32 protein-coding genes are annotated in these 20,270 nt (G+C 57.0%); 1 reads left to right on the forward strand and 31 read right to left on the reverse strand.

What is annotated here, in order from left to right:
- Positions 1 to 186: 186 nt before the first annotated feature.
- Positions 187 to 1,131 carry a homocysteine S-methyltransferase family protein gene (locus ACR0AC_RS19370; protein ID WP_480875491.1) on the forward strand — a complete coding sequence of 315 codons (945 nt, stop codon included), beginning with the start codon at positions 187 to 189 and terminating at the stop codon, positions 1,129 to 1,131.
- 78 nt (positions 1,132 to 1,209) lie between these two features.
- Here ACR0AC_RS19370 and rpmD read toward each other — a convergent pair whose 3' ends face one another.
- The 31 genes from rpmD to ACR0AC_RS19525 form a co-directional block, all read right to left on the reverse strand.
- A complete protein-coding gene (gene rpmD, locus ACR0AC_RS19375) occupies positions 1,210 to 1,398 on the reverse strand; it encodes a 50S ribosomal protein L30 (RefSeq protein WP_170456133.1) in 189 nt (62 codons plus the stop codon).
- A 13-nt stretch (positions 1,399 to 1,411) separates the two neighbouring features.
- Positions 1,412 to 1,975, reverse strand: a complete 564-nt coding sequence (gene rpsE / locus ACR0AC_RS19380; RefSeq protein WP_170356677.1) for a 30S ribosomal protein S5 — start codon at positions 1,973 to 1,975, stop codon at positions 1,412 to 1,414.
- A gap of 183 nt (positions 1,976 to 2,158) precedes the next feature.
- Complete coding sequence (gene rplR / locus ACR0AC_RS19385) at positions 2,159 to 2,518, reverse strand: 50S ribosomal protein L18 (protein ID WP_039523386.1); 360 nt, start codon at positions 2,516 to 2,518, stop codon at positions 2,159 to 2,161.
- A gap of 11 nt (positions 2,519 to 2,529) precedes the next feature.
- The gene (gene rplF, locus ACR0AC_RS19390) at positions 2,530 to 3,063 is read right to left on the reverse strand and encodes a 50S ribosomal protein L6 (protein WP_170456135.1); all 534 of its coding nucleotides are present in this window, start codon (positions 3,061 to 3,063) and stop codon (positions 2,530 to 2,532) included.
- An 11-nt stretch (positions 3,064 to 3,074) separates the two neighbouring features.
- The gene (rpsH, locus tag ACR0AC_RS19395; RefSeq protein ID WP_068340741.1) at positions 3,075 to 3,467 is read right to left on the reverse strand and encodes a 30S ribosomal protein S8; all 393 of its coding nucleotides are present in this window, start codon (positions 3,465 to 3,467) and stop codon (positions 3,075 to 3,077) included.
- 13 nt (positions 3,468 to 3,480) lie between these two features.
- Positions 3,481 to 3,786: a 30S ribosomal protein S14 gene (rpsN, locus tag ACR0AC_RS19400; RefSeq protein ID WP_068340744.1), complete on the reverse strand. Its 306-nt coding sequence runs from the start codon at positions 3,784 to 3,786 to the stop codon at positions 3,481 to 3,483.
- Between the two features lie 19 nt (positions 3,787 to 3,805).
- The gene (rplE, locus tag ACR0AC_RS19405; RefSeq protein WP_170524974.1) at positions 3,806 to 4,366 is read right to left on the reverse strand and encodes a 50S ribosomal protein L5; all 561 of its coding nucleotides are present in this window, start codon (positions 4,364 to 4,366) and stop codon (positions 3,806 to 3,808) included.
- On the reverse strand, positions 4,359 to 4,670 hold the full coding sequence (gene rplX, locus ACR0AC_RS19410) for a 50S ribosomal protein L24 (protein WP_170456139.1): 312 nt from the start codon (positions 4,668 to 4,670) through the stop codon (positions 4,359 to 4,361). Before rplX ends, rplE begins: the two co-directional genes overlap by 8 nt.
- 2 nt (positions 4,671 to 4,672) lie before the next feature.
- Positions 4,673 to 5,041, reverse strand: coding sequence for a 50S ribosomal protein L14 (gene rplN / locus ACR0AC_RS19415; RefSeq protein ID WP_008757934.1), 369 nt, complete (start codon positions 5,039 to 5,041; stop codon positions 4,673 to 4,675).
- Positions 5,042 to 5,117: 76 nt separating this feature from the next.
- Entirely contained in the window at positions 5,118 to 5,348 is a 231-nt protein-coding gene (gene rpsQ / locus ACR0AC_RS19420) for a 30S ribosomal protein S17 (RefSeq protein ID WP_068340771.1), read from the reverse strand.
- Between the two features lie 4 nt (positions 5,349 to 5,352).
- Positions 5,353 to 5,559 carry a 50S ribosomal protein L29 gene (rpmC, locus tag ACR0AC_RS19425; RefSeq protein ID WP_010437082.1) on the reverse strand — a complete coding sequence of 69 codons (207 nt, stop codon included), beginning with the start codon at positions 5,557 to 5,559 and terminating at the stop codon, positions 5,353 to 5,355.
- 179 nt (positions 5,560 to 5,738) lie between these two features.
- A complete protein-coding gene (locus ACR0AC_RS19430) occupies positions 5,739 to 6,089 on the reverse strand; it encodes a hypothetical protein (RefSeq protein ID WP_170456140.1) in 351 nt (116 codons plus the stop codon).
- Positions 6,090 to 6,286: 197 nt separating this feature from the next.
- The gene (locus ACR0AC_RS19435; RefSeq protein ID WP_170456142.1) at positions 6,287 to 6,907 is read right to left on the reverse strand and encodes a 2OG-Fe(II) oxygenase family protein; all 621 of its coding nucleotides are present in this window, start codon (positions 6,905 to 6,907) and stop codon (positions 6,287 to 6,289) included.
- 169 nt (positions 6,908 to 7,076) lie between these two features.
- Complete coding sequence (locus ACR0AC_RS19440; RefSeq protein WP_170456144.1) at positions 7,077 to 8,444, reverse strand: ArsB/NhaD family transporter; 1,368 nt, start codon at positions 8,442 to 8,444, stop codon at positions 7,077 to 7,079.
- Positions 8,445 to 8,468: 24 nt separating this feature from the next.
- Positions 8,469 to 8,957 carry a CBS domain-containing protein gene (locus ACR0AC_RS19445; protein ID WP_170456146.1) on the reverse strand — a complete coding sequence of 163 codons (489 nt, stop codon included), beginning with the start codon at positions 8,955 to 8,957 and terminating at the stop codon, positions 8,469 to 8,471.
- 227 nt (positions 8,958 to 9,184) lie between these two features.
- Positions 9,185 to 9,661: a YHS domain-containing (seleno)protein gene (locus ACR0AC_RS19450; protein WP_480708730.1), complete on the reverse strand. Its 477-nt coding sequence runs from the start codon at positions 9,659 to 9,661 to the stop codon at positions 9,185 to 9,187.
- Between the two features lie 185 nt (positions 9,662 to 9,846).
- Complete coding sequence (locus ACR0AC_RS19455; protein WP_480875499.1) at positions 9,847 to 10,395, reverse strand: amino acid synthesis family protein; 549 nt, start codon at positions 10,393 to 10,395, stop codon at positions 9,847 to 9,849.
- 161 nt (positions 10,396 to 10,556) lie between these two features.
- Complete coding sequence (gene rplP, locus ACR0AC_RS19460) at positions 10,557 to 10,970, reverse strand: 50S ribosomal protein L16 (RefSeq protein WP_058283513.1); 414 nt, start codon at positions 10,968 to 10,970, stop codon at positions 10,557 to 10,559.
- Positions 10,971 to 10,982: 12 nt separating this feature from the next.
- Complete coding sequence (gene rpsC / locus ACR0AC_RS19465) at positions 10,983 to 11,693, reverse strand: 30S ribosomal protein S3 (protein WP_008758042.1); 711 nt, start codon at positions 11,691 to 11,693, stop codon at positions 10,983 to 10,985.
- Complete coding sequence (gene rplV / locus ACR0AC_RS19470; RefSeq protein ID WP_039538267.1) at positions 11,693 to 12,073, reverse strand: 50S ribosomal protein L22; 381 nt, start codon at positions 12,071 to 12,073, stop codon at positions 11,693 to 11,695. The genes rpsC and rplV overlap by 1 nt, the downstream gene beginning before the upstream one ends.
- A gap of 3 nt (positions 12,074 to 12,076) precedes the next feature.
- The gene (rpsS, locus tag ACR0AC_RS19475) at positions 12,077 to 12,355 is read right to left on the reverse strand and encodes a 30S ribosomal protein S19 (RefSeq protein ID WP_005980699.1); all 279 of its coding nucleotides are present in this window, start codon (positions 12,353 to 12,355) and stop codon (positions 12,077 to 12,079) included.
- Between the two features lie 3 nt (positions 12,356 to 12,358).
- A complete protein-coding gene (gene rplB, locus ACR0AC_RS19480) occupies positions 12,359 to 13,201 on the reverse strand; it encodes a 50S ribosomal protein L2 (protein ID WP_008757664.1) in 843 nt (280 codons plus the stop codon).
- Positions 13,202 to 13,427: 226 nt separating this feature from the next.
- Positions 13,428 to 14,510, reverse strand: coding sequence for a hypothetical protein (locus tag ACR0AC_RS19485; protein ID WP_480875502.1), 1,083 nt, complete (start codon positions 14,508 to 14,510; stop codon positions 13,428 to 13,430).
- On the reverse strand, positions 14,482 to 15,447 hold the full coding sequence (locus ACR0AC_RS19490; protein WP_480875505.1) for an alpha/beta hydrolase: 966 nt from the start codon (positions 15,445 to 15,447) through the stop codon (positions 14,482 to 14,484). Before ACR0AC_RS19490 ends, ACR0AC_RS19485 begins: the two co-directional genes overlap by 29 nt.
- 79 nt (positions 15,448 to 15,526) lie before the next feature.
- Positions 15,527 to 16,561 carry a fatty acid desaturase gene (locus ACR0AC_RS19495; RefSeq protein ID WP_480875506.1) on the reverse strand — a complete coding sequence of 345 codons (1,035 nt, stop codon included), beginning with the start codon at positions 16,559 to 16,561 and terminating at the stop codon, positions 15,527 to 15,529.
- Between the two features lie 165 nt (positions 16,562 to 16,726).
- A complete protein-coding gene (locus ACR0AC_RS19500; protein ID WP_008757532.1) occupies positions 16,727 to 17,023 on the reverse strand; it encodes a 50S ribosomal protein L23 in 297 nt (98 codons plus the stop codon).
- Positions 17,020 to 17,637, reverse strand: coding sequence for a 50S ribosomal protein L4 (rplD, locus tag ACR0AC_RS19505; RefSeq protein WP_155148664.1), 618 nt, complete (start codon positions 17,635 to 17,637; stop codon positions 17,020 to 17,022). The genes ACR0AC_RS19500 and rplD overlap by 4 nt, the downstream gene beginning before the upstream one ends.
- Complete coding sequence (gene rplC / locus ACR0AC_RS19510) at positions 17,634 to 18,359, reverse strand: 50S ribosomal protein L3 (protein WP_170351686.1); 726 nt, start codon at positions 18,357 to 18,359, stop codon at positions 17,634 to 17,636. The genes rplD and rplC overlap by 4 nt, the downstream gene beginning before the upstream one ends.
- A gap of 18 nt (positions 18,360 to 18,377) precedes the next feature.
- Positions 18,378 to 18,692 carry a 30S ribosomal protein S10 gene (gene rpsJ, locus ACR0AC_RS19515; RefSeq protein ID WP_008756422.1) on the reverse strand — a complete coding sequence of 105 codons (315 nt, stop codon included), beginning with the start codon at positions 18,690 to 18,692 and terminating at the stop codon, positions 18,378 to 18,380.
- Positions 18,693 to 18,899: 207 nt separating this feature from the next.
- Positions 18,900 to 19,733, reverse strand: a complete 834-nt coding sequence (locus tag ACR0AC_RS19520) for a hypothetical protein (protein ID WP_480875510.1) — start codon at positions 19,731 to 19,733, stop codon at positions 18,900 to 18,902.
- 223 nt (positions 19,734 to 19,956) lie between these two features.
- Positions 19,957 to 20,270, reverse strand: a 314-nt coding sequence (locus ACR0AC_RS19525) for an EF-Tu C-terminal domain-related protein (RefSeq protein ID WP_480694945.1), incomplete at its 5' end; no start/stop codon positions are given.

Here is a 20,270-nt window from a genome sequence, read left to right on the forward strand (position 1 = left end):
TGGCTGGTAACGCTAACAACGGAAGTTTCGGTCTAGCCGGTATGCGTTTCGGGAATGGCACGACCAAGCGCCAATTGATCGAAACCTTCTGGCCCGGCAAACCAGAATTGGCCCGATTGCTTCTCACGTTTCGAAAAAATTGGTAGTCTTGCGCAGATGTCAGCGCAGGATGCAGGGTGCGAAATCATGTCATTGGATCTTCTAACCAAGGGGGAAAAGTACTTTCTTCTATACACGGGAACCGGCACCGATCTGATATTCAACCGAGGCGTCGAGCTGCCGGGCTTTGCGTCATTTCCCCTGCTCGAGCATCCGGACACACGCGCAATTCTGGCTGACCAGATGGTCGAACTGGCGCAACTTGCGGGGGAACTGGGCCTGGGATGCATTCTGGACGCGCCCACCTGGATGGCAAACGCCGATCGCGCAGCCCCCTTGGGATATGACAAAGATCGACTGGATGCGGTCAATCGGGATGCAGTGTCCTTGATGGATGAAATCCGTCGGTCAGCCGGTCGTGACGACATTCTGGTATCCGCCTGCATCGGACCTCGTTACGATCCATATGCTGATATTCCCGCCATGCCAGAAGATGAAGCCTGCGCGTATCACACTGCTCAGCTGGCCACACTGAAAGAAACCAGCGTTGACCTCGTCACCGCCTACACGTTCAACCGTCCCTCCGAGGCGATTGGGTGCATTCTTGCAGCGCGGCGTCTGAATCTGCCTATCGTGATGTCATTGGTTGTGGAAACCGACGGTCGGCTGGCCAGCGGCCTGAGTCTTGCCGAAGCGATAGACCAAATAGATGAAGCGACAGATGCGTCAGCGCTGTTCCATATGGTCAACTGCGCTCATCCGTCCCATCTCGCGAGTGCCATGGACAATCACCCCCGGTTGAAAGGGGTCGTTGCCAATGCCTCAAGCTGCTCGCACGCCGAACTCGACGAGGCCGAGTATCTTGACGAAGGCAACCCGTGGCGACTGGGACGGGAAATTGCCCAAATCGTGAAAGAAAACCCGTCTGTGCATGTATTCGGCGGGTGCTGTGGGACAGATATGCGACACCTGCGTCGTATGGGTTCGGAAGTGAACGCTGACGTGATTTCGAGGAAGGAAACGAGACTTTAGGCTCGTCAAATCGAAACCCTCAAACGAAAAACACCCCCGAAAGTTCCGGGGGTGTTTTCACTTGAAGTTCAATCGCGCTTAGTCGCGCTCTTCGATGATCTCAACCAGATGCGGGATCTTGTTGACCATGCCGCGGACCGAAGGCGTATCCTCTAGCTCGCGTGTGCGGTGCATCTTGTTCAGGCCCAGACCGATCAGGGTTGCGCGCTGTTCGGCGGGGCGGCGGATCGGGGAACCGATCTGCTTGACGACGATGGTTTTTGCCATTGCTCGCTACTCCTTACGCTTCGGCTTCAGCCGGTGCTTCGTCCCGCTTGGGCAGGATGTCGGCAACTTTTTTACCACGACGTGCGGCAACCGAACGCGGGCTCTGCTCTTTCTGCAGGCCGTTGATGGTGGCGCGGATCATGTTGTACGGGTTCTGCGAGCCCAGCGACTTGGACACAACGTCCTTGACGCCCAGCATTTCGAACACGGCACGCATCGGACCACCGGCGATGATACCGGTACCTTCAGGCGCGGTGCGCATAACCACTTTACCGGCGCCGTGACGGCCTTCGATGTCGTGGTGCAGAGTCCGACCTTCGCGCAGTTGCACGCGGATCATCTGACGCTTGGCTTGTTCGGTCGCCTTGCGGATGGCTTCAGGTACTTCTTTCGCTTTACCCTTGCCAAAGCCGACGCGGCCTTTCTGATCGCCAACAACCACCAGAGCGGCGAAGCCAAAGCGCTTACCACCTTTTACGGTTTTCGACACGCGGTTGATTGCGACCAGACGATCGGCAAATTCCGGTGCTTCTTCACGGTCGCGGCCACGGCCCCGACGGTTTTCACGTTCTGCCATTTGGCATCCCTTTTCTCATGTGGCGCTTGTCGCGCCAGTTTTCTCAATCGAAGTGAGCCACGAAAGAAATCCAGGCCCCCCGATCATCGAGGCGGGCGGACCCGCCTACAAAGCAAGATGGGTGCAAGCACCCATCCTACGGTTCTTTGTCGTGTAGGATGGGTGCTTGCACCCATCGCCACATCAGATCTTCAGACCACCTTCACGCGCGGCGTCGGCAACTGCCTTCACCTTGCCGTGGAACAGGAAGCCACCACGATCGAAATAGGCCTCTTCGACGCCTGCCTTCTTGGCACGCTCGGCGATGGCCGCGCCCACTTTGGTGGCCGCTTCGACGTTGTTCTTGCCAACTACACCCAGATCTTTTTCCAGGGTCGAGGCCGAAGCCAGGGTCACGCCACGAACGTCGTCGATCAGCTGGACGCTGATATTCTTGTTCGAACGGTGAACCGACAGGCGTACACGGCCGGCGTTGACTTTGCGAAGTTTGTTCCGAACGCGCAGGCGGCGCTTCAGAAACAGGGTTCTTTTGCTGTTTGCCATTGTCTGCGTCCTTACTTCTTCTTGCCTTCCTTGCGGAAGATGAACTCGCCCTTATAGCGGATGCCCTTACCTTTATACGGCTCGGGACGGCGCCATTCGCGGATTTTGGCCGCGACTTCGCCCACCTGCTGCTGGTCGATACCTTCCACAACGATCTCGGTCTGCTTCGGCGCGGTGATGGTGACACCTTCCGGAGCAGTGAAATCAACATCGTGGCTGTAGCCCAGGTTCAGCTTCAGGGTGTTGCCCTGCATCTGCGCCCGGTAACCAACACCCTGGATCTCCAGCTCTTTTTTGAAGCCTGTCGTCACACCGGTTACCAGATTGGCAACCATGGTGCGGCTCATGCCCCACTGCTGGCGGGCACGCTTGGACATGCCACGGGGGTCGATCTTGACCACGTTGTCTTCAACCGACAGCGTAACGTCGTCGGTGGCGGTGAAGCTGCGGGTGCCTTTCGGACCTTTCACTTCAATGGTCTGGCCAGACACAGAGGCGGTTACGCCGCTGGGCAGCTCGACCGGTTTTTTACCAATACGAGACATTGCAGACCTCCTTAGAAGACGGTGCAGAGCACTTCGCCGCCAACATTGTTGGAGCGAGCGTTTGCGTCCGACATCACACCTTTCGGAGTGCTGACAATCGACACGCCCAGACCCTGACGGACCTGCGGGATGTCATTGACGCCCATATAGACGCGACGGCCGGGCTTCGAGACCCGCTTGAGTTCGCGAATGACAGGGGTGCCTTCGTAGTATTTCAGGCTGATTTCGATGGCCGGATGACCGTTTTCACCGGTCGTCTTTTCATAGCCACGGATGTAGCCTTCGTCCGCCAGCACATCCAGAACCCAACCGCGCAGCTTGGAAGCCGGGGTGGAAACGGTGGACTTGCCGCGCATTTGCGCGTTGCGGATACGGGTGAGCATATCGCCGATAGGATCATTCATATCTATGTCTCCCTTACCAGCTCGATTTCACCATGCCGGGGATCTGACCAGCAGAACCCAGCTCGCGCAGCGCGATACGGCTGACCTTCAGCTTACGGTAGTAAGCGTGGGGACGACCGGTCAGCTGACAACGGTTGTGCAGACGGGTAGCCGAGCTGTTGCGCGGCAGTTTCGCCAGTTTCAGACGCGCTTTGAAACGCTCTTCCATCGGGCGGCTCTCGTCATTCGCGATTTCTTTCAGCTCGGCACGCTTTGCGGCATATTTGGCCACCAGGCGTTCGCGCTTCTTCTCGCGTTCGATCATTGCTTTTTTAGCCATGTCTCAATCCTCCCGGCGCTTACGCGTTGAACGGCATGTTGAAAGCTTTCAACAGTGCCTTAGCTTCAGCGTCGGTTTTCGCTGTGGTGGCAATTACGATATCCAGGCCCCAGACCTCGTCGACCTTGTCGAAGTCGATTTCCGGGAACACGATGTGCTCTTTCATGCCCATGGCAAAGTTGCCCTGACCATCGAAAGACGGCTTAACACCGCGGAAGTCACGAACGCGCGGCAGCGCGATGGTTATCAGACGATCCAGGAATTCGTACATCCGGTCACCGCGCAGGGTCACTTTCGCGCCCAGCGGCATGTCTTCCCGGACGCGGAAACCCGCGATCGACTTCTTCGCCTTGGTTGAAACGGCCTGTTGACCAGCGATTGCAGTCAGATCCTCGACAGCAGCTTTCGCTTTCTTCGAGTCTTTGACCGCCTCAGCACCACAACCGATGTTCAGAACGATTTTGTCCAGCTTGGGCAGCTGCATGTCGTTCTTGTAGCCGAACTCTTCTTTCAGAGCGGCACGGATGGTTTCAACGTACTGAGCTTTCAGACGCGGGGTATAGGTTGCGGAATCAAGCATCGATCACGTCCCCTGTGGTCTTGGCGAAGCGGACCTTCTTGTCACCTTCCATGCGGAAGCCAACGCGGGTTGCTTTGCCGTTCTTGTCCAGCAGCGCCAGGTTCGACAGCTCGATCGGGTTTGCCTGAGGCAGGCGACCACCTTGCGAGTTCTGCGACTGACGGGTGTGGCGGATGGCGATGTTGATGCCATCGACAACAGCTTTACCGGCTTTGGGGTCAACCGAGGAAATGGTTCCCTCTTTGCCCTTGTCCTTGCCAGCCAGCACGACGACCTTGTCGCCTTTGCGGAGTTTAGCAGCCATGATTACAGCACCTCCGGAGCCAGCGAGATGATTTTCATGAAGTTCTTGCCGCGCAGTTCGCGAACAACGGGGCCAAAGATACGGGTACCTACGGGCTCATTGTTGTTGTTCAGGATGACGGCGGCGTTGCGATCGAAGCGGATCGCGGTGCCGTCTTCGCGACGGACTTCCTTGGCGGTGCGTACGACGACGGCCTTGCGGACGTCACCTTTCTTTACGCGGCCGCGCGGGATGGCTTCCTTCACCGAGACGACAATGATGTCGCCGACGGAGGCGTATTTACGCTTGGAACCACCCAGGACCTTGATGCACTGAACTCGGCGTGCGCCGGAGTTGTCAGCGACATCCAGATTGGTCTGCATCTGGATCATGTGGTTTCTCCCGACCTGTGGGGGCTGGTCTTGTTAGATCCCCCAGGGTTTCGACAAATGGGAAAATACCGGAGGCTTACGCTTCCAGAACTTCCCAACGTTTCGTCTTCGATTTCGGCGCGCATTCGATGATGCGGACTGTGTCACCGACCTTGAAGGCGTTCTTTTCATCGTGAGCCCGGTATTTCTTGGACTTACGGATGGTTTTCTTCAGAACCGGATGCGTAAAGCGGCGCTCGACGGATACGGTTACGGTCTGTTCGTTGGCGTCGCTGGTCACGGTGCCTTGCAGGATACGCTTGGGCATCTGATTACTCCTCGGATGCCGCGGCAGCGGCCTTTTCGTTCAGAATGGTTTTGACACGGGCAGCATTGCGGCGGGCCGCTTTGATACCGGCTGTGTTTTCCAGCTGACCGGTTGCCTGTTGAAAGCGCAGGTTAAAGCTTTCTTTCTTCAGGTTGGCCAGTTCCTCGCGGAGCTGGTCCGGGGTCTTGTCACGCAGTTCTTGGGCGTTCATCGCCTTTTTCCTTTGCTCAAAACACCAGAAGGCCCCGTACACGGGTCACCTTTGACCTGGTGGATGAATGATAGACATACGAATCGCCCGACAACGCCGGGAGATCGCAGGATGCCGCCGTATAAGGGTTTGGGGGGTGGGTGGCAAGAGGAAGTTTAAGGCTTTCCGTGTATGGGAGTTTAGCGATCATCCCAAAAACAAAACGTTGCGTAGTCGTTCACCCAACAGGCTTCTTCACGCTGTAGGTCACGCTGGATTCCGTGAGCGTGAGCGGCATAGGGTTCGCCGTTCCACGCAACTACGCCGGTCCCATCATCCTCGACATAGAAACCGCCCCAATACTTACCGTTGTAGGTTTTGAAATCAAAGGAGCCGAAACCATCGGTCGGGTCAAATTCGCATGGCCCATCAACCTTGGTTTCCCCATATTCAATAATAAGGCATGAAACCTCTCTGGCCTGCCCTAGCTGTGCAAAAGAGGGTGTGACAACACTAAGACTGCCGATCAATGCAAAACAGATCTTCTTCATTTCTCTCGTTACTTCTTGGTTGTGGAACTAAGTCGGCATTTGATTTTAAGGGAACAATATGCAGGCGACTCGTATGATCCGGTAAACTTCTACTTCCAGTTAAGAACACTAATAATTCTAGCAAGCTACAATCAGGGCTCCGCCCGTTCGCCCCTCAATCGCTCCACCGGAGCGATTGCCGCTGCGCGGACCGGGGCTCACTCCCACTTATAATTGAAACTCACCGAAATCCGCTCGTCCTCGGCCATGTTCATCGGCACCTCGTGGCGCAGCCAGCTTTCCCATAGCAGAACGTCCCCCACCTTCGGCTTCATATAGATGAACGGCTGCAAGTCCCGCCGCCCGCCTTTAAGACGTGTCGGCGCGGCCATCATGCGGCCCGAGCGGGGGTCTTCCAGTTTCAGCGCGCTCGCCCCTTCGGGCATTGCCACGTAGGTCGTGCCTGAAATGACGCTATGCGGATGCAGGTGGCTGGAGTGCATCCCACCTTCGGGCAGGATGTTGATCCACAGATCCTCCAGCTTCAGCGTGCCCTCGCCCAGATCGAACTCCAGATCCTTGGCAAAGGCCGCGACGTGCTGGTCCAGCGCCTTGACCAGATCGGCGAAGATCGGGAAGCGCCAGGGCAGATCGGTCAGCGAGGCATAGCTGGTATAGCCGGGATAGCCGTTCTCTTCGCACCATTCCTGCCCGGCCTCATCATCCTCGGCGATGACAAGGCAAGAGCTTTCCAGCTCATCCGCGTCGATCTTGGGATCGAACTCGGACAAGGCGGCGCGGTAGAGACGGGTTACGAAGAGTGATTCAATCTGTGCCATGCCCCGGCTATAGCCCAGCCGGGGCGCAAGGGCGAGACCAGCCGCCTTAGAAAAGCGGCTGGTCGGGTGCGACCAATCGTTTGACGTTTATTGTGTATCGAAATGCGCTGCCTCGACCTTCGGTCGAACGCGCCTTCCGATGCTTGCACTCGTCTAAAAGCCAAACGCTTTAATAGAAGTAGCGCAGCCAGATATAAACGTTGGCGATCATCAGGGTCAGGATCATGATCGGGAAAGCCATGATCGCAAACTTGACAAAGCCGATGGGCTGCTTGGCCTTCTCGGCAAAGGCCGCGACGGTCAGGTTGGCGCTTGCGCCCAGCAGCGTGCCGTTGCCCCCCAGACAGGCGCCAAGGGCCAGCGACCACCACAAGGGCTCGATCGCCTCGGGGCCGCCAAACGTGTCGGCGGTGGATTCGATCAGCGGGATCATCGTCGCCACGAAGGGGATGTTATCCAGAATGGCCGACAGAATACCCGACGCCCAGAAGATGAAGAACGCGGTCCACATCATGTCACCCTCGGTCAGTTCCAGAACCTTCTGGCCGAAGAAGTCCAGCAGCCCCACGTGCTCCACACCCGCGACAATCACAAACAGGCCGCCGAAGAAGAAGATCGTGATCCACTCGACCTCGCCAAAGATGTGGTGCACGGATTCGGATTGCTCTTCGCCGTGCTGGTGACCATAGGCCAGCAGCATCAGCAGCGCCGCACCCGCCAGCGCCGAGGTACCGGGCTGGACGCCATAGCTGTGGCCCAGAGTGAAGCCCAGCAAAACCAACGCCAGAACGAACAGGGATTTGATCATCAGCCGGACATCGGTGATCGCTTCGTCTTCGTTAAAGCGCATGATCTTTTCACTGGCCGATTTCGGAATGGCAGCCAGCGTGCGGCGGTTCATCAGATAGATGATGCCGGTCAGAACAACCAGACAGATCGCCGAGATCGGGGCCAAATTGACCACAAATTCGTTGAAGCTCAGCCCTGCGGCCGAGCCGATGATGATGTTGGGCGGGTCACCGATCAGCGTGGCCGTACCACCAACGTTCGAGGCCAGAATTTCAGCAAAGAAGAACGGAAAGACCGGTGTTTCCAGCGCATCTGTGATCAGCAGGGTAATCGGCGCGATCAGCAGCACCGTGGTTACGTTATCCAGAAGTGCGGAAAATACTGCAGTGATCAGCGTCAGCATGATCAGGATGCCGGTCGGGTTGGCCTTCACAAGCTTCGACGCTTTGATCGCCACATATTGAAACAGCCCGCATTTGCTGGTGATCCCCACAATCACCATCATGCCGATCAGCAGAGCAAGCGTGTTTGCATCCACCCCGGCGACGGCCTGTTCCTGATTGAGGATGCCAAACAGCACCATCAGCGATGCGCCCAGCATGGCAAGTATGGCGCGGTTCACCTTTTCGGTGATCAGCACCGCATAAACGGCGACAAGAATGCCAGTGGCAATCCACAGAGGATCAACCCCCAACAGTTGAGGAACGGAGAACGCGTGTTCTCCATGCGAAACAGAATGATCGGTCACAATTTTGGTCCGGTATTTTAGGGGTTAACTCAGCGCGTGATCTATCAGCGAGTTCGGGCTGACAGTGCCGACAAACCGTTTGGTGTCGGGCTCAACCAGGAACACATGGCGCTTGAATTTGTGGATCAGGAAGATGCCCTCCATCACCGGCGTATCCGGGGCGGTCACGGGGATATTGGCCGGGTTGGACGTGTGGTCCCCGACCCGTTCCTCATTCAGTCGCGTGACCTGTTCGCGGAAATCTTCCTTGGTCAGATCCATGAAGCTCAGGTTGCTGATCGGCACCCGGCTTGTTTCCGAGCTCATGCCGATCAGTGCGGCCTTGGGCAGGATCATCTTGATCAGGGTCGGTGCGGTAAACACACCCAGAAACTTTCCGTTCTCGTCGACAACCGGAAGAAAGCGCACCCGGCTGTCCCGAATGATATCGAACGCTTTTGCGACAGTGTCATCCGGATGTATCGTTTTCTGCGTTTCAGGCGAGACCATCACGTCCCGGCAGGTAAGGCCCATCGTTTTCCTCGGCTTTCGAACTGTATCGCGGCGCTCAGCTGTTTTTGCTGGTTGGCGAAAGCACACTTGCACACTTGCCAAACACCGAGCCCGCGAGAGAATGTCGTTGATGCGGGCGTCATTTCACTAACCGGTGGGATTGGCCAGACTTCAAATCGATTTTTTTTAAGGACGTCGGGTGAATATCGCGCCCGACACACGTTTTGGCGGACGGAAACGCCCAAACGCTATTGCTGTAACAGGTCGGGCCAGTACCCGTTCGCCTTAGCGATATTCTCATCGATCCTGTTGGCCCAGATGCGCCGGACCTCGATGCTGTAATTCAGGTAAAGTTTGTCGTCCCAGATACGCCACGCAATCGGGTCCACGTCCGCCACGGCATTCTGACTTGCGGCATAGGCACAATAGCCGCCGAACTGAGGGGCAAACCTGTCCGGGTCAGACAGAAATTCTTGCCGGTTTTCGTCGTTCAGAAATACCCAGGTGGCCCCTTTGTAATCTGCAGTGATCTCGGGATCGCCTTTTTGCGGATTGCCGCCGCGCCAATAGCTCATGACGTCGTAGCCGTTCATGGCCAGACCGTTGAAATGGCCCAGGTTCACTTCGGGTGAGGCCGCCCCGAGAGGTGTCGCGCCAAACAAAACCGCAAAAGTCAGGAACACAGACACCACGACGTCGTGGATGGTTCGGACAATGGTCGTCATGGCGGTCCTTCCCGGCAAAGCTACCGTGAACCCTGCCACGTCTGACGCCACAATGCCATTCAACTGTGGGTGCGCATGACCATAGCGCAACAGGACGCCCCGCCGACTGCCCGACCGGGTTGGTTGTTTCAAGGCCGGGTTTTCAGACCGCCCCCTTCTGGCCGACACCCGCTTTGGTTCAGGCCTTAATCTATGATGCGCCCCTTGCCGCAGCGTGGCGTCGGGCGACCGCCATCGGCATAGGCCACACACAACACCACCTCATCGGGCAATGGCGCGTCAGATATGGTCAGGGTCATCGTATCGTAGTGGTTGATCGACCATGGATCGTCCTTGTGCCCCAGCGGCAAGTCCAGGGCGCAACCCGGCGCACCCAGTTTGGCGTTCGACGGGATGACAGCCTCACCGCCGCCAATCGCCGCGCGCATCGGGGCGCCAAGCTTGGGGTGGATGAGTGCTCCGCCATGCTCGGCATCTCCGTTCAGGCCCACAATCGCGGCCTTTCCGTATGAGATCGGCGCAGCCTTCAACTCGGCAACGGCGTCAGCCACCAATTCCGCGCCCAATGTGCCGCCAATGTCGAACAACGCACTCAGATCCTCGGAAAACACGCCCGCCAAAGGGTTTTTGAACACCGCCACAGCCGCGACACGGGTGACCGGCGCGCAGGGCTGGCCCATCTGGTCAGACGTAATCACCTCTTTGAAAAGGAGTTTCTTGCGCAGCTGAACCATCGAGGCCTCCTGTTTTTCCGACAGCAAATCAGGGGCGACCTTGTGGTGCCTCAGCCAAATACGCAATCCAAATCCAACGCCATGACACAGAAATGAAAAACCCCCGCCGGTATCCCGACGGGGGTCAATCTTGTCACGAACGGGGCTACCCCCCGGGTCGCTTACCAGTCTTCGCGGACCACAACGCGGGTCTTGATCGGCAGCTTCATCGCGGCCAGGCGCAGGGCCTCGCGGGCGATGTCGTCATTGACGCCGTCGATCTCGAACATCACGCGGCCAGGCTTGACTTTGCATGCCCAGCGGTCGACCGAACCTTTACCTTTACCCATACGAACTTCGATCGGCTTTGCAGTGACCGGAGTGTCGGGGAAGATGCGGATCCAGACACGACCCTGACGCTTCATGTGACGCGTCATGGCACGACGTGCAGCTTCGATCTGGCGTGCGGTTACACGCTCAGGCTCAAGAGCTTTCAGGCCGTAGGTGCCAAAGTTCAGATCAGAGCCGCCCTTGGCGAGACCCTTGATCCGGCCTTTGTGCATCTTGCGGAATTTAGTACGCTTTGGTTGAAGCATATCTTTCCCTCCTTAGCGACGACCGCCACCAGCACCACGAGGTGCAGGGCCGTCCTGGAGTTCCTGTGCTTTACGGTCACGTGCCTGCGGATCGTGCTCCATGATCTCACCTTTGAAGATCCAGACCTTGATCCCGATGATCCCGTAGGGGGTCATCGCTTCGGCATGTGCGTAATCGATGTCGGCACGCAGGGTGTGCAGAGGCACACGGCCTTCGCGGTACCACTCGGTCCGTGCGATTTCGGCGCCGCCCAGACGGCCAGCGACGTTCACCCGGATACCCAGGGCGCCCATGCGCATGGCGTTCTGAACCGACCGCTTCATTGCGCGACGGAACGAAACACGACGTTCCAGCTGCTGAGCGATGGACTCGGCAACCAGCTGCGCGTCAAGCTCGGGCTTGCGCACTTCGACGATGTTCAGGTGCAGTTCGCTGTCGGTCATACGAGCAAGCTTTTTGCGCAGAACTTCGATGTCTGCACCTTTCTTGCCGATGATGACACCGGGACGTGCTGTGTGGATCGTGACGCGGCACTTCTTGTGCGGACGTTCGATGATCACACGGGCAACACCGGCCTGCTTGCACTCTTTGTTGATGAACTCACGGATCTTGAGGTCTTCCAGCAGAAGATCACCGTAGTCCTTGGTGTCTGCGTACCAGCGGCTGTCCCAGGTGCGGTTGACCTGCAGGCGCATGCCGATCGGATTTACTTTATGACCCATTAGGCTTGCTCCTCAACTTGACGCACCTTGATGGTGATCTCCGAGAACGGCTTCATGATCTTGCCGAAACGGCCACGGGCACGCGGACGACCACGCTTCATGACCAGGTTCTTGCCAACCCATGCTTCGGCGACGATCAGCTCGTCAACGTCCAGGTTGTGGTTGTTTTCGGCATTCGCGATTGCGGACTGCAGGCACTTCTTGACGTCCTGCGCGACACGCTTGTTCGAGAAAGTCAGGTCGGTCAGAGCCTTTTCGACTTTCTTGCCGCGGATCATTTGCGCAACCAGGTTCAGTTTCTGCGGGCTGGTGCGAAGCATGCGGGTTTTCGCCATTGCTTCGTTTTCAGCCACGCGGCGGGGGTTCTTTTCCTTGCCCATGACTTACTTCCGCTTCGCTTTTTTGTCTGCGGCGTGGCCATAATAGGTCCGGGTCGGCGAGTATTCACCGAACTTCTGACCGATCATGTCTTCCGAGACGTTGACGGGAATGTGCTTCTGGCCGTTGTACACACCAAAGGTCAGACCCACGAACTGGGGCAAAATGGTGGAACGACGCGACCAGATTTTGATGACTTCGTTGCGGCCCGACTCGCGCGCTGCTTCGGCTTTTTTCAGCACGTAAGCATCGACGAAAGGACCCTTCCAAACAGAGCGAGACATGGATTAACGTCCCTTCTTCTTGGCGTGCCGCGAGCGGATGATCAGCTTCTGGGACGCTTTGTTCTTGTTGCGGGTACGCTTACCCTTGGTGTCCTTACCCCACGGTGTAACCGGTGTACGGCCACCCGAGGTCCGACCTTCACCACCACCGTGCGGGTGATCGATCGGGTTCATTGCAACACCACGAACCGACGGACGAACGCCCTTGTGGCGCATACGACCGGCTTTACCGAGGTTCTGGTTGGAGTTGTCGGGGTTGGACACGGCACCAACGGTGGCCATGCATTCCTGACGGACCATGCGCAGCTCGCCCGAGCTCAGACGGATCTGAGCGTAGCCGCCATCGCGACCAACGAACTGAGCGTAAGTACCGGCCGCACGTGCGATCTGACCGCCTTTGCCGGGCTTCATCTCGATGTTGTGGACGATGGTACCGATGGGCATACCCGAGAACGGCATTGCGTTGCCGGGCTTGATGTCGGCCTTGGCGGATGCCACGACTTTGTCACCAACAGCCAGACGCTGCGGAGCCAGGATATATGCCTGCTCGCCGTCTTCGTATTTTACCAGTGCGATGAATGCGGTCCGGTTCGGGTCATATTCGATCCGCTCGACGGTTGCCGCGACATCAAATTTGTTCCGTTTGAAGTCAACGATCCGGTAGAGACGCTTTGCGCCACCGCCGCGGCGGCGTGAAGTGATCCGTCCGGTGTTGTTCCGGCCGCCCGATTTGGTCAAACCCTCAGTGAGAGACTTGACCGGACGTCCTTTCCAAAGCTCCGAACGGTCGATCAGCACCAGCCCGCGCTGGCCCGGCGTCGTCGGCTTGTACGACTTGAGTGCCATGCTTTCTGTCTTCCGTTTAGCAAGTGCGAGGGGTTTCCCCGCTATGTGATAGGCCCCCGTAGGTGCCAAGGGTATAGGGCCCCGAAGGTCCCCGGTTACAAATATCAGAGGCCCCGGAACGAATCCGAGGCCGCAAGATTGGGAGCGTGTAACAGATCAATTGCACACCGTCCACAGCAAAGACGCACTTTTCTAAGCAGCAGTGCCGATTGCCGGAAACAAGGCGCTAGTCCAACCAATGCTCAGGTTTTCGTTCAAGCAACCAAGGCGCCGTGTTTCGGAGCGCCCGAACAAACCGCGCATTAAAATCGTCGGCGATTTCTTTTCCGGCATCTCGCCCAATCGTTGTGCCTTGCTGCGAGTCCCTGCTCATGACCTCGTCAAGCCGACTAGGATCTACTTCCAGTTCCCCGACTTCCTGCGCGATCCTCTCGGCTTGTCGAAGCGGATCAGCGACCAGAGCCTCATAGCTAATTACGTTGACCTTCAGACCACGCGCTTTTGCCAGGCGCATGGACTCAACCATGTCACTTAACCGCCGGGCCAAACCAACAGGTCGCCCGCCCCACAGCCTGTGCCTGGATCTGGCCCAGGTAACAGGGTCTCGTACAAGAAAAAAGCATACCGATTCTGGATGGTGACTGCACAGATCCTCACAGAATGGCGTCACGTTGGACCGTAGCTTTATGCCCATGCTTTTCTGCCCTGCCGAGCGGGTTTTATCCGCAATGTCAGCAAGGGCAACCCGCGTCAGCATTCTGAAATCCGCAGGCCGATGGTGCAATTTCGGGTTGCCCGCGAGATTGGTTAGAGCGTCCGGCTCAGACCAGGTCAAAAGACCAGCCGCATCACATATCTTTGCAAACAGCGTCGATCCGCAGCGACCAATCGAAAATATGAAAACCGGTCGTGCCGTTAAGGGCCGCTGCCACGATCCGAGATTGCCAAACTTAACCGCGTACCCGTCAGTCGCATTTTGCCGAATACCCTGATAATAAAAACTGTACCCGAACAGCGAAGTTTCATCCTTTATTCGACACCAAAACACCTCGGAGTTCTCCGCGTCGATATGGTGGATATGCAGGTTCGCGAAAGCCTCAGGGCTGAGTGTCACGGGTCCTTCGTCTGCCAGCCGAAGAACATGGCGCGAAGACACAGCTGTTTTCGACTTTCGCGTACCAACGACCCGATACTTCTGGGCCGGGATAGGCGCTGCGTTGTCGGCCTGCTTTACCGTCTGAGAATCTCTGGTCATTCTGCGCGTTTTGTTTTCATTGTTGTCACTCGGGTCTTTCAGGCTGTGGCGCAAAGTACTTCTCTGTGAACTCTATAAAAGTCTCACGATAAAACCGCAGAATATCCTGCGAAACGGGCTGGTTCTCGGAAAAAAACTTCATACTGTGGTAAACGCCCGGCCTCGTGTCGAAAACCACGTCCACGCCCGCGTTGCGCAGCGCCTCGACCATTGCTGAGGTCTGGGCATGGAACAGATCGCATTCGCCAACAAAGGTGAAGGTTGGCGGCAGGCCGGACCAATCTTTCGTGCGGATCGGGGCCTCGTAAGGGGTCACATCGGCGCCGCCCCGTCGCCCTGCCCCCAAAAGCCGGTCCCATCCAAATCGGTTCAACGATGGCGGCCAGCTTTGATCGGCCGGAGCGACCGGTGTCCAGTTGGCCTCGGTATCGTCGATCATCGGGCAGATCGGGAACTGGAACGCGACATTGACCTCACCGCGGTCGCGCGCGCGCAGGGCGGTGGACAGGACCAGCCCGCCTCCGGCGCTTTCGCCGCCGAGAATGATCTGGTCAGACCGCCCGCCGATATCGTGGGCATTGCGGGCCGCCCACACCAGCGCGTCATAACAATCGTCATGCGCCGCCGGGTAGGGCATATCCTTTGCCAGCCGATAATCGGGAACCACAAATACGGCGTCCGTCGCTTTCAGCAGATTGGCGATCGGTTTGAACGACGAGCTTTCCGGCGTCCCGATCAGGTATCCGCCGCCATGTAGATGCACGACAACAGGCAGGGGTTCCTTCTGCGCTTTAGGCGAGATCACAAGGGTCCGGACCGAGCCCGAGCCGTCGCTGCGCAGAATCTGAATCTCGCGGCATTGATACGTCTCCGGAAGCGGTGCTATCGGGTGTTTCGACAGGGCATCCAGCAGCCTGACCGCCCACAGTTTTGCGGGCCAGTTGCGCAACAAGTTAACAGCAAAGGGTACATTCTTTGGGTCGACTTTCATGTCCACTCCCAGACGTTTCACCGCGGCGTTCCCAGGGCCACATGTGCTTTATTACGCCGTTCCGCTTGCGCTCCACCCATTATCCATAAAGCGCACAGGCTTCGGCGAAAGACAAAAGACGGCGGCTTTTTTCGTCCCACAGGTGCAACCGGGCGTTGGCAAAGCTCTCGCGGATGGTCATTCGGTTGCTGTTTGCCAATTCGTCATGGTCCCGCAGCACTTCGGTCAGGCGGTAGAACGGAATGCGGCTGTACAGATGATGGACGTGATGGATGCCAATATTGGCACTAAACCATTGCAGAACGGATGGCAGGATATAATGCGAACTGCCGTGCAGGGCGGCCTCGTGCAGTCGCCAGTCCTTATCGGGATCCCACTGCGTCTCTTCGAACTGATGCTGAACGTAAAACGGCCAGACACCCGCTGTTGCGGCCAGCAAGGTCGAGGGCAGGAAAATCAGCAACAACGGCATCAGCCCGCCAAAGTGGTAGATGGCCAGCAATGCCAGCAGGATGGCCAGATTGGTGGCCATCGCGCTGATCCAGAATTTCATGTGCCCCGTCAAACCAAGCGGCAGGCGATTCTGGAGCAGAAACAGATAGCCCGGCCCAAAGCCAAACAAGGTGATCGGGTGACGATACACACGATACCAAAGCCGGTTTAAGGGGCTCAGCGCCTGATACTCGGCCACGGTCAGGGTGTGGATATCGCCCATCCCGCGCTTGTCCAGATTGCCCGAGCTGTTGTGATGCGTGGAATGCGTGCGGCGCCAGACGTCATAAGGGGTCAGGGTCAGCACTCCGATAATCCGCCCGACCCAGTCACTGACCGTCCGGTTGCTGAAGAACGCCCCGTGCCCGCAATCATGCTGGATCGCAAACAGGCGCAGCAAAAAGGCCGCATTGAGGACCGAGATTGCAAAAGCCAGCCAATAGCTGACCGACAGAAGCGCCCAAGACAAAGCCCATAGCGCAAAAAATGGAACTATGCTGACGCCAAGCTCGAATGCGCTGCGCATCTGGTTCGGCTCACGGTATTTGGCCAGCGTCGTCACCCAATCCCGCGCTGCGGCCATTTCCGGTTTTCCCGGGGTCGAATCTATGGGTCGAGTCATACGCCTGCCATTTTTTTCGTTTGCAACCGGATAGAGGAACAATCCGGCATCGCAAGCGGTTTATGGAAATGCCCCGACGTCGCGAGATCAATTTCCAGTGTCACCGCCATACGAAAAAACCCCCGCTTTCGCGGGGGCCTTTATCTCTCTCCAAAGACGTCCCGATCAGAGACCGGTGGACACGTCGATGGTGTTACCCTCTTCCAGGGTCACATATGCTTTTTTGACGTCTTTCCGACGACCCAGCTGGCCGCGGAACCGCTTGACCTTGCCTTTGGTCACGGTGGTATTCACCGCCTTGACCTTCACACCAAACAGCGCCTCAACGGCCTCTTTGATCTGCGGCTTGTTGCTGTCGATCGCCACTTCAAAGACAACCGCGCCGTTCTCGGACGCCATGGTCGACTTTTCGGTGATGATCGGCTTGCGGATCACGTCGTAGTGTTCTGCCTTCGCGCTCATTTCAGACGAGCCTCCAGTGCTTCGACAGCCGCTTTGGTGAGCACCAGAGTGTCACGCTTGAGGATGTCATAAACGTTTGCACCCATCGACGGCAGGATATCCAGACCTTCGATGTTGCGCGACGCCTTCAGGAACCCTTCGTTCACGGTCGCGCCGTCGATGACCAGAGCGCGTTTCCAGCCCAGGTTTGCAACCTGTTTGGCCAGAGCGGCGGTCTTGCCTTCGGCTTCGGCGTTCTCGATCACAACCAGTTCACCTGCCTTGGCTTTGGCCGACAGAGCGTGGCGCAGGCCAAGCTTGCGGAACTTCTTCGGCAGGTCGTGGCCGTGCGAACGCGGGGTCGGGCCCTTGTAGATACCACCCTTGCGGAAGATCGGCGCGTTGCGGTCACCATGGCGTGCGCCACCGGTGCCCTTCTGGCGATAGATCTTCTTGGTCGAGTAGCTGGTTTCCGAGCGGGTCTTTACCTTGTGGGTGCCGGCCTGCGCGTTGTTGCGCTGCCAACGGACCACACGGTGCAGGATGTCCGCGCGCGGCTCGAGACCGAACAGATCGGCGTTCAGCTCGATGTCGCCGGCTTTGCCGCCGTCCAGTTTGATTACATCAAGTTTCATGCTTCACCACCTTCCGCGGGCGCTTCTTCCGCAGGTGCTTCGGTTGCAGCCGATTTCACAGCAGCCGGGAAAGGCAGGCCTTCCGGTGCTTTCTTCTTTACGGCGTCCTTGACGGTGACCCAACCCGATTTCGGTCCGGGAACGGCGCCTTTGATGAAGACCAGACCACGGTCGGCGTCGGTTTTGACAACCTCCAGGTTCTGGGTGGTGACACGGGCAGCACCCATGTGACCGGCCATCTTCTTGCCTTTGAACACCTTGCCCGGGTCCTGACACTGACCGGTCGAACCGTGCGAACGGTGGCTGATCGAAACACCGTGCGAGGCGCGCAGACCACCGAAGTTGTGGCGCTTCATCGCACCGGCAAAGCCTTTACCGATCGAGGTGCCCGACACGTCAACTTTCTGACCTTCCAGGAAGTGTTCTGCCGAAATCTCGGCGCCCACTTCGATCAGGCCATCTTCGGAGACGCGGAACTCGGCCAGCTTACGCTTGGGCTCGACCTTTGCAGCGGCATAGTGACCGCGCATGGCCTTCGAGGTGCGTTTTGCCTTGGCAGCACCGGCGCCCAGCTGAACGGCGGTGTAGCCGTCTTTGTCAGCGGTACGCTGTGCAACAACCTGCAGGTTGTCCAGGTGAAGAACGGTCACAGGAATCTGCTTGCCGTCTTCCATGAACAGGCGGGTCATGCCAACTTTTTTTGCGATAATACCAGAGCGCATAATCTATACCCTCCGATCTTACGACTGCAGCTTGATCTCGACGTCCACACCAGCAGCGAGGTCGAGCTTCATCAGCGCGTCAACGGTCTGGGGGGTCGGATCAACGATGTCGAGCAGACGCTTGTGCGTACGGATCTCGAACTGGTCGCGGGATTTCTTGTCAACGTGAGGGCCACGGAGAACCGTGAACTTCTCAATCTTGTTCGGCAGCGGGATCGGGCCGCGCACGTTCGCGCCGGTCCGCTTGGCAGTGTTGACGATCTCTTGCGTGCTGGCATCCAGAACGCGATAGTCAAATGCCTTCAGCCGAATACGGATGTTTTGGCTTTGCATAGATACAGCCTTTTATCAGGCGTTGGGGTTGAGAGGAGGACAAGCGCGCATCGCCAACCCTCTTCGAACCCAAAAGGCGGGAATCACCCCGCCTTGACGTTCTTATTGAGAACTCGCGCGTATTAGTGGGGTTGGTGGGGTTTGGCAAGGGGTTTGTTGGTTTGCCCCCAACTACACACTCTACCAGTGATCGAGTCCACAACTAACTCAAAGGACATCTGGAAAATAATGTTCCACAGCAGTGAGATTTACACCATCTGCCCCTCGCCACCACACAGCAGGATAACCCCAATCGTTTGAATGCTCTTCTGCTGGACGTTGGTCCACTGCGAACGTGAATTCACCAAAGAACCCACTTTCATTTTTGGGTTGTAGAATTCCGCTCTTGCTCAAGACCTCTATCAGAACCCGCCGTTCGTAGTCATTCGACTTAATAATACCCGACAATGCTCGAGCCAATGCACTTGGCCTTGCATCAGCCGCAAGCCCACTGGCAACCTCAAGTATCTGGCGCATTATGTCTAAATCGGTTTGACACGGCTCAAGCATCTCGTCGCTTTCGAAACGGGTTAAATCAAACCAAGCGTAAAGTGCCTGCCCATGCCTAACGCCGCCCCATTTGTGTCGCTCAAAATTCAGAACATTCAAATCTTCTAATTTTGGTTCAGGAAAGCTGTACTCACCGCAGATGTGGCAGAATTCGGCACCAGAAGGAGCAAGCGATCTTGGGCTGGACAAAATCTTATGTTCAGGAAGGTTAGAAGCGTATCCGTAGCTACCAAGGGCAGAGCGCAACTCCAGCCTTCGCGAACTAAGGCTTGCGAGGAAAGAATCTCCTATTCGTTTTGGTGCCAGTGTCTTGCAAAGCGCTACCAATTCCTCAACGATTACGTCATGTTGAACTATTACCGGATCGAACCAAAATCCTTTTGATTTCGCGTATTCGATGTCAGCTGCGTCCGAAGCCCCAGCATCTTTTCCTTTCCACCCGGCTTTCCAGTATTGATCGAACAGTATCTTTTTAGCTTTTTTATCAAACATCTAACATATCTGAAGTTACTTAGAGCATGGTTGTTGTTTCAGCTAAAGGTGCATGGATATTTTTGGCAACCGCGAAAAGTGTTCTTGGAGACGTAAAAGTATGTAGGTGGAAAATTTGACCTCAAATAAAAAGGCCGCCCCTAGTGGGAGCGGCCTTCTTTAGTTCGACGGTGTGGGCTCTCATTGCTCTTTCAGAGCAACTGCCGCCCACCGCTTTCCAAAATTATTCAATAATTTTGGAAACGACACCCGCGCCGACGGTGCGGCCGCCTTCGCGGATGGCGAAGCGCAGGCCGTTTTCCATCGCGATGGGCGCGATCAGCTCAACGCCGAACGACACGTTGTCGCCGGGCATGACCATCTCGGTGCCTTCGGCCAGGGTCACGGTGCCGGTCACGTCAGTGGTCCGGAAGTAGAACTGCGGACGGTAGTTCGCGAAGAACGGGGTGTGACGACCGCCTTCTTCCTTGGTCAGGATGTAGGCTTCGGCTTCGAACTTGGTGTGCGGTGTAACCGAACCCGGCTTACACAGAACCT

It is taken from the genome of Ruegeria sp. H7 (genome assembly GCF_056532945.1).

Bases quoted from the DNA above. Each gene is read 5' to 3' on its own strand.
- ACR0AC_RS19495 (WP_480875506.1), bottom strand. From the start codon at position 16,561: ATGACTCGACCCATAGATTCGACCCCGGGAAAACCGGAAATGGCCGCA.
- ACR0AC_RS19500 (WP_008757532.1), bottom strand. From the start codon at position 17,023: ATGAGCGCGAAGGCAGAACACTACGACGTGATCCGCAAGCCGATCATC.
- rplD (WP_155148664.1), bottom strand. From the start codon at position 17,637: ATGAAACTTGATGTAATCAAACTGGACGGCGGCAAAGCCGGCGACATC.
- ACR0AC_RS19450 (WP_480708730.1), bottom strand. From the start codon at position 9,661: ATGACGACCATTGTCCGAACCATCCACGACGTCGTGGTGTCTGTGTTC.
- rplX (WP_170456139.1), bottom strand. From the start codon at position 4,670: ATGGCTGCTAAACTCCGCAAAGGCGACAAGGTCGTCGTGCTGGCTGGC.
- rpsN (WP_068340744.1), bottom strand. From the start codon at position 3,786: ATGGCTAAAAAAGCAATGATCGAACGCGAGAAGAAGCGCGAACGCCTG.
- rpsH (WP_068340741.1), bottom strand. From the start codon at position 3,467: ATGAATGATCCTATCGGCGATATGCTCACCCGTATCCGCAACGCGCAA.
- rplP (WP_058283513.1), bottom strand. From the start codon at position 10,970: ATGCTTCAACCAAAGCGTACTAAATTCCGCAAGATGCACAAAGGCCGG.
- rpmD (WP_170456133.1), bottom strand. From the start codon at position 1,398: ATGGCAAAAACCATCGTCGTCAAGCAGATCGGTTCCCCGATCCGCCGC.
- ACR0AC_RS19430 (WP_170456140.1), bottom strand. From the start codon at position 6,089: ATGAAGAAGATCTGTTTTGCATTGATCGGCAGTCTTAGTGTTGTCACA.
- rplC (WP_170351686.1), bottom strand. From the start codon at position 18,359: ATGCGCTCTGGTATTATCGCAAAAAAAGTTGGCATGACCCGCCTGTTC.
- ACR0AC_RS19490 (WP_480875505.1), bottom strand. From the start codon at position 15,447: ATGAAAGTCGACCCAAAGAATGTACCCTTTGCTGTTAACTTGTTGCGC.
- rpmC (WP_010437082.1), bottom strand. From the start codon at position 5,559: ATGAACGCCCAAGAACTGCGTGACAAGACCCCGGACCAGCTCCGCGAG.
- rplN (WP_008757934.1), bottom strand. From the start codon at position 5,041: ATGATCCAGATGCAGACCAATCTGGATGTCGCTGACAACTCCGGCGCA.
- rpsS (WP_005980699.1), bottom strand. From the start codon at position 12,355: ATGTCTCGCTCTGTTTGGAAGGGTCCTTTCGTCGATGCTTACGTGCTG.
- rplB (WP_008757664.1), bottom strand. From the start codon at position 13,201: ATGGCACTCAAGTCGTACAAGCCGACGACGCCGGGCCAGCGCGGGCTG.
- rplR (WP_039523386.1), bottom strand. From the start codon at position 2,518: ATGGCAAACAGCAAAAGAACCCTGTTTCTGAAGCGCCGCCTGCGCGTT.
- ACR0AC_RS19370 (WP_480875491.1), top strand. From the start codon at position 187: ATGTCATTGGATCTTCTAACCAAGGGGGAAAAGTACTTTCTTCTATAC.
- rplF (WP_170456135.1), bottom strand. From the start codon at position 3,063: ATGTCTCGTATTGGTAAAAAACCGGTCGAGCTGCCCAGCGGCGTAACC.
- ACR0AC_RS19455 (WP_480875499.1), bottom strand. From the start codon at position 10,395: ATGGTTCAGCTGCGCAAGAAACTCCTTTTCAAAGAGGTGATTACGTCT.
- rpsJ (WP_008756422.1), bottom strand. From the start codon at position 18,692: ATGCAAAGCCAAAACATCCGTATTCGGCTGAAGGCATTTGACTATCGC.
- rpsC (WP_008758042.1), bottom strand. From the start codon at position 11,693: ATGGGTCATAAAGTAAATCCGATCGGCATGCGCCTGCAGGTCAACCGC.
- rplV (WP_039538267.1), bottom strand. From the start codon at position 12,073: ATGGGCAAGGAAAAGAACCCCCGCCGCGTGGCTGAAAACGAAGCAATG.
- ACR0AC_RS19520 (WP_480875510.1), bottom strand. From the start codon at position 19,733: ATGTTTGATAAAAAAGCTAAAAAGATACTGTTCGATCAATACTGGAAA.
- rpsQ (WP_068340771.1), bottom strand. From the start codon at position 5,348: ATGCCCAAGCGTATCCTGCAAGGCACCGTGACCAGCGACGCCAACGAA.
- ACR0AC_RS19445 (WP_170456146.1), bottom strand. From the start codon at position 8,957: ATGGGCCTTACCTGCCGGGACGTGATGGTCTCGCCTGAAACGCAGAAA.
- rpsE (WP_170356677.1), bottom strand. From the start codon at position 1,975: ATGGCAGAACGTGAAAACCGTCGGGGCCGTGGCCGCGACCGTGAAGAA.
- ACR0AC_RS19435 (WP_170456142.1), bottom strand. From the start codon at position 6,907: ATGGCACAGATTGAATCACTCTTCGTAACCCGTCTCTACCGCGCCGCC.
- rplE (WP_170524974.1), bottom strand. From the start codon at position 4,366: ATGCTTGATTCCGCAACCTATACCCCGCGTCTGAAAGCTCAGTACGTT.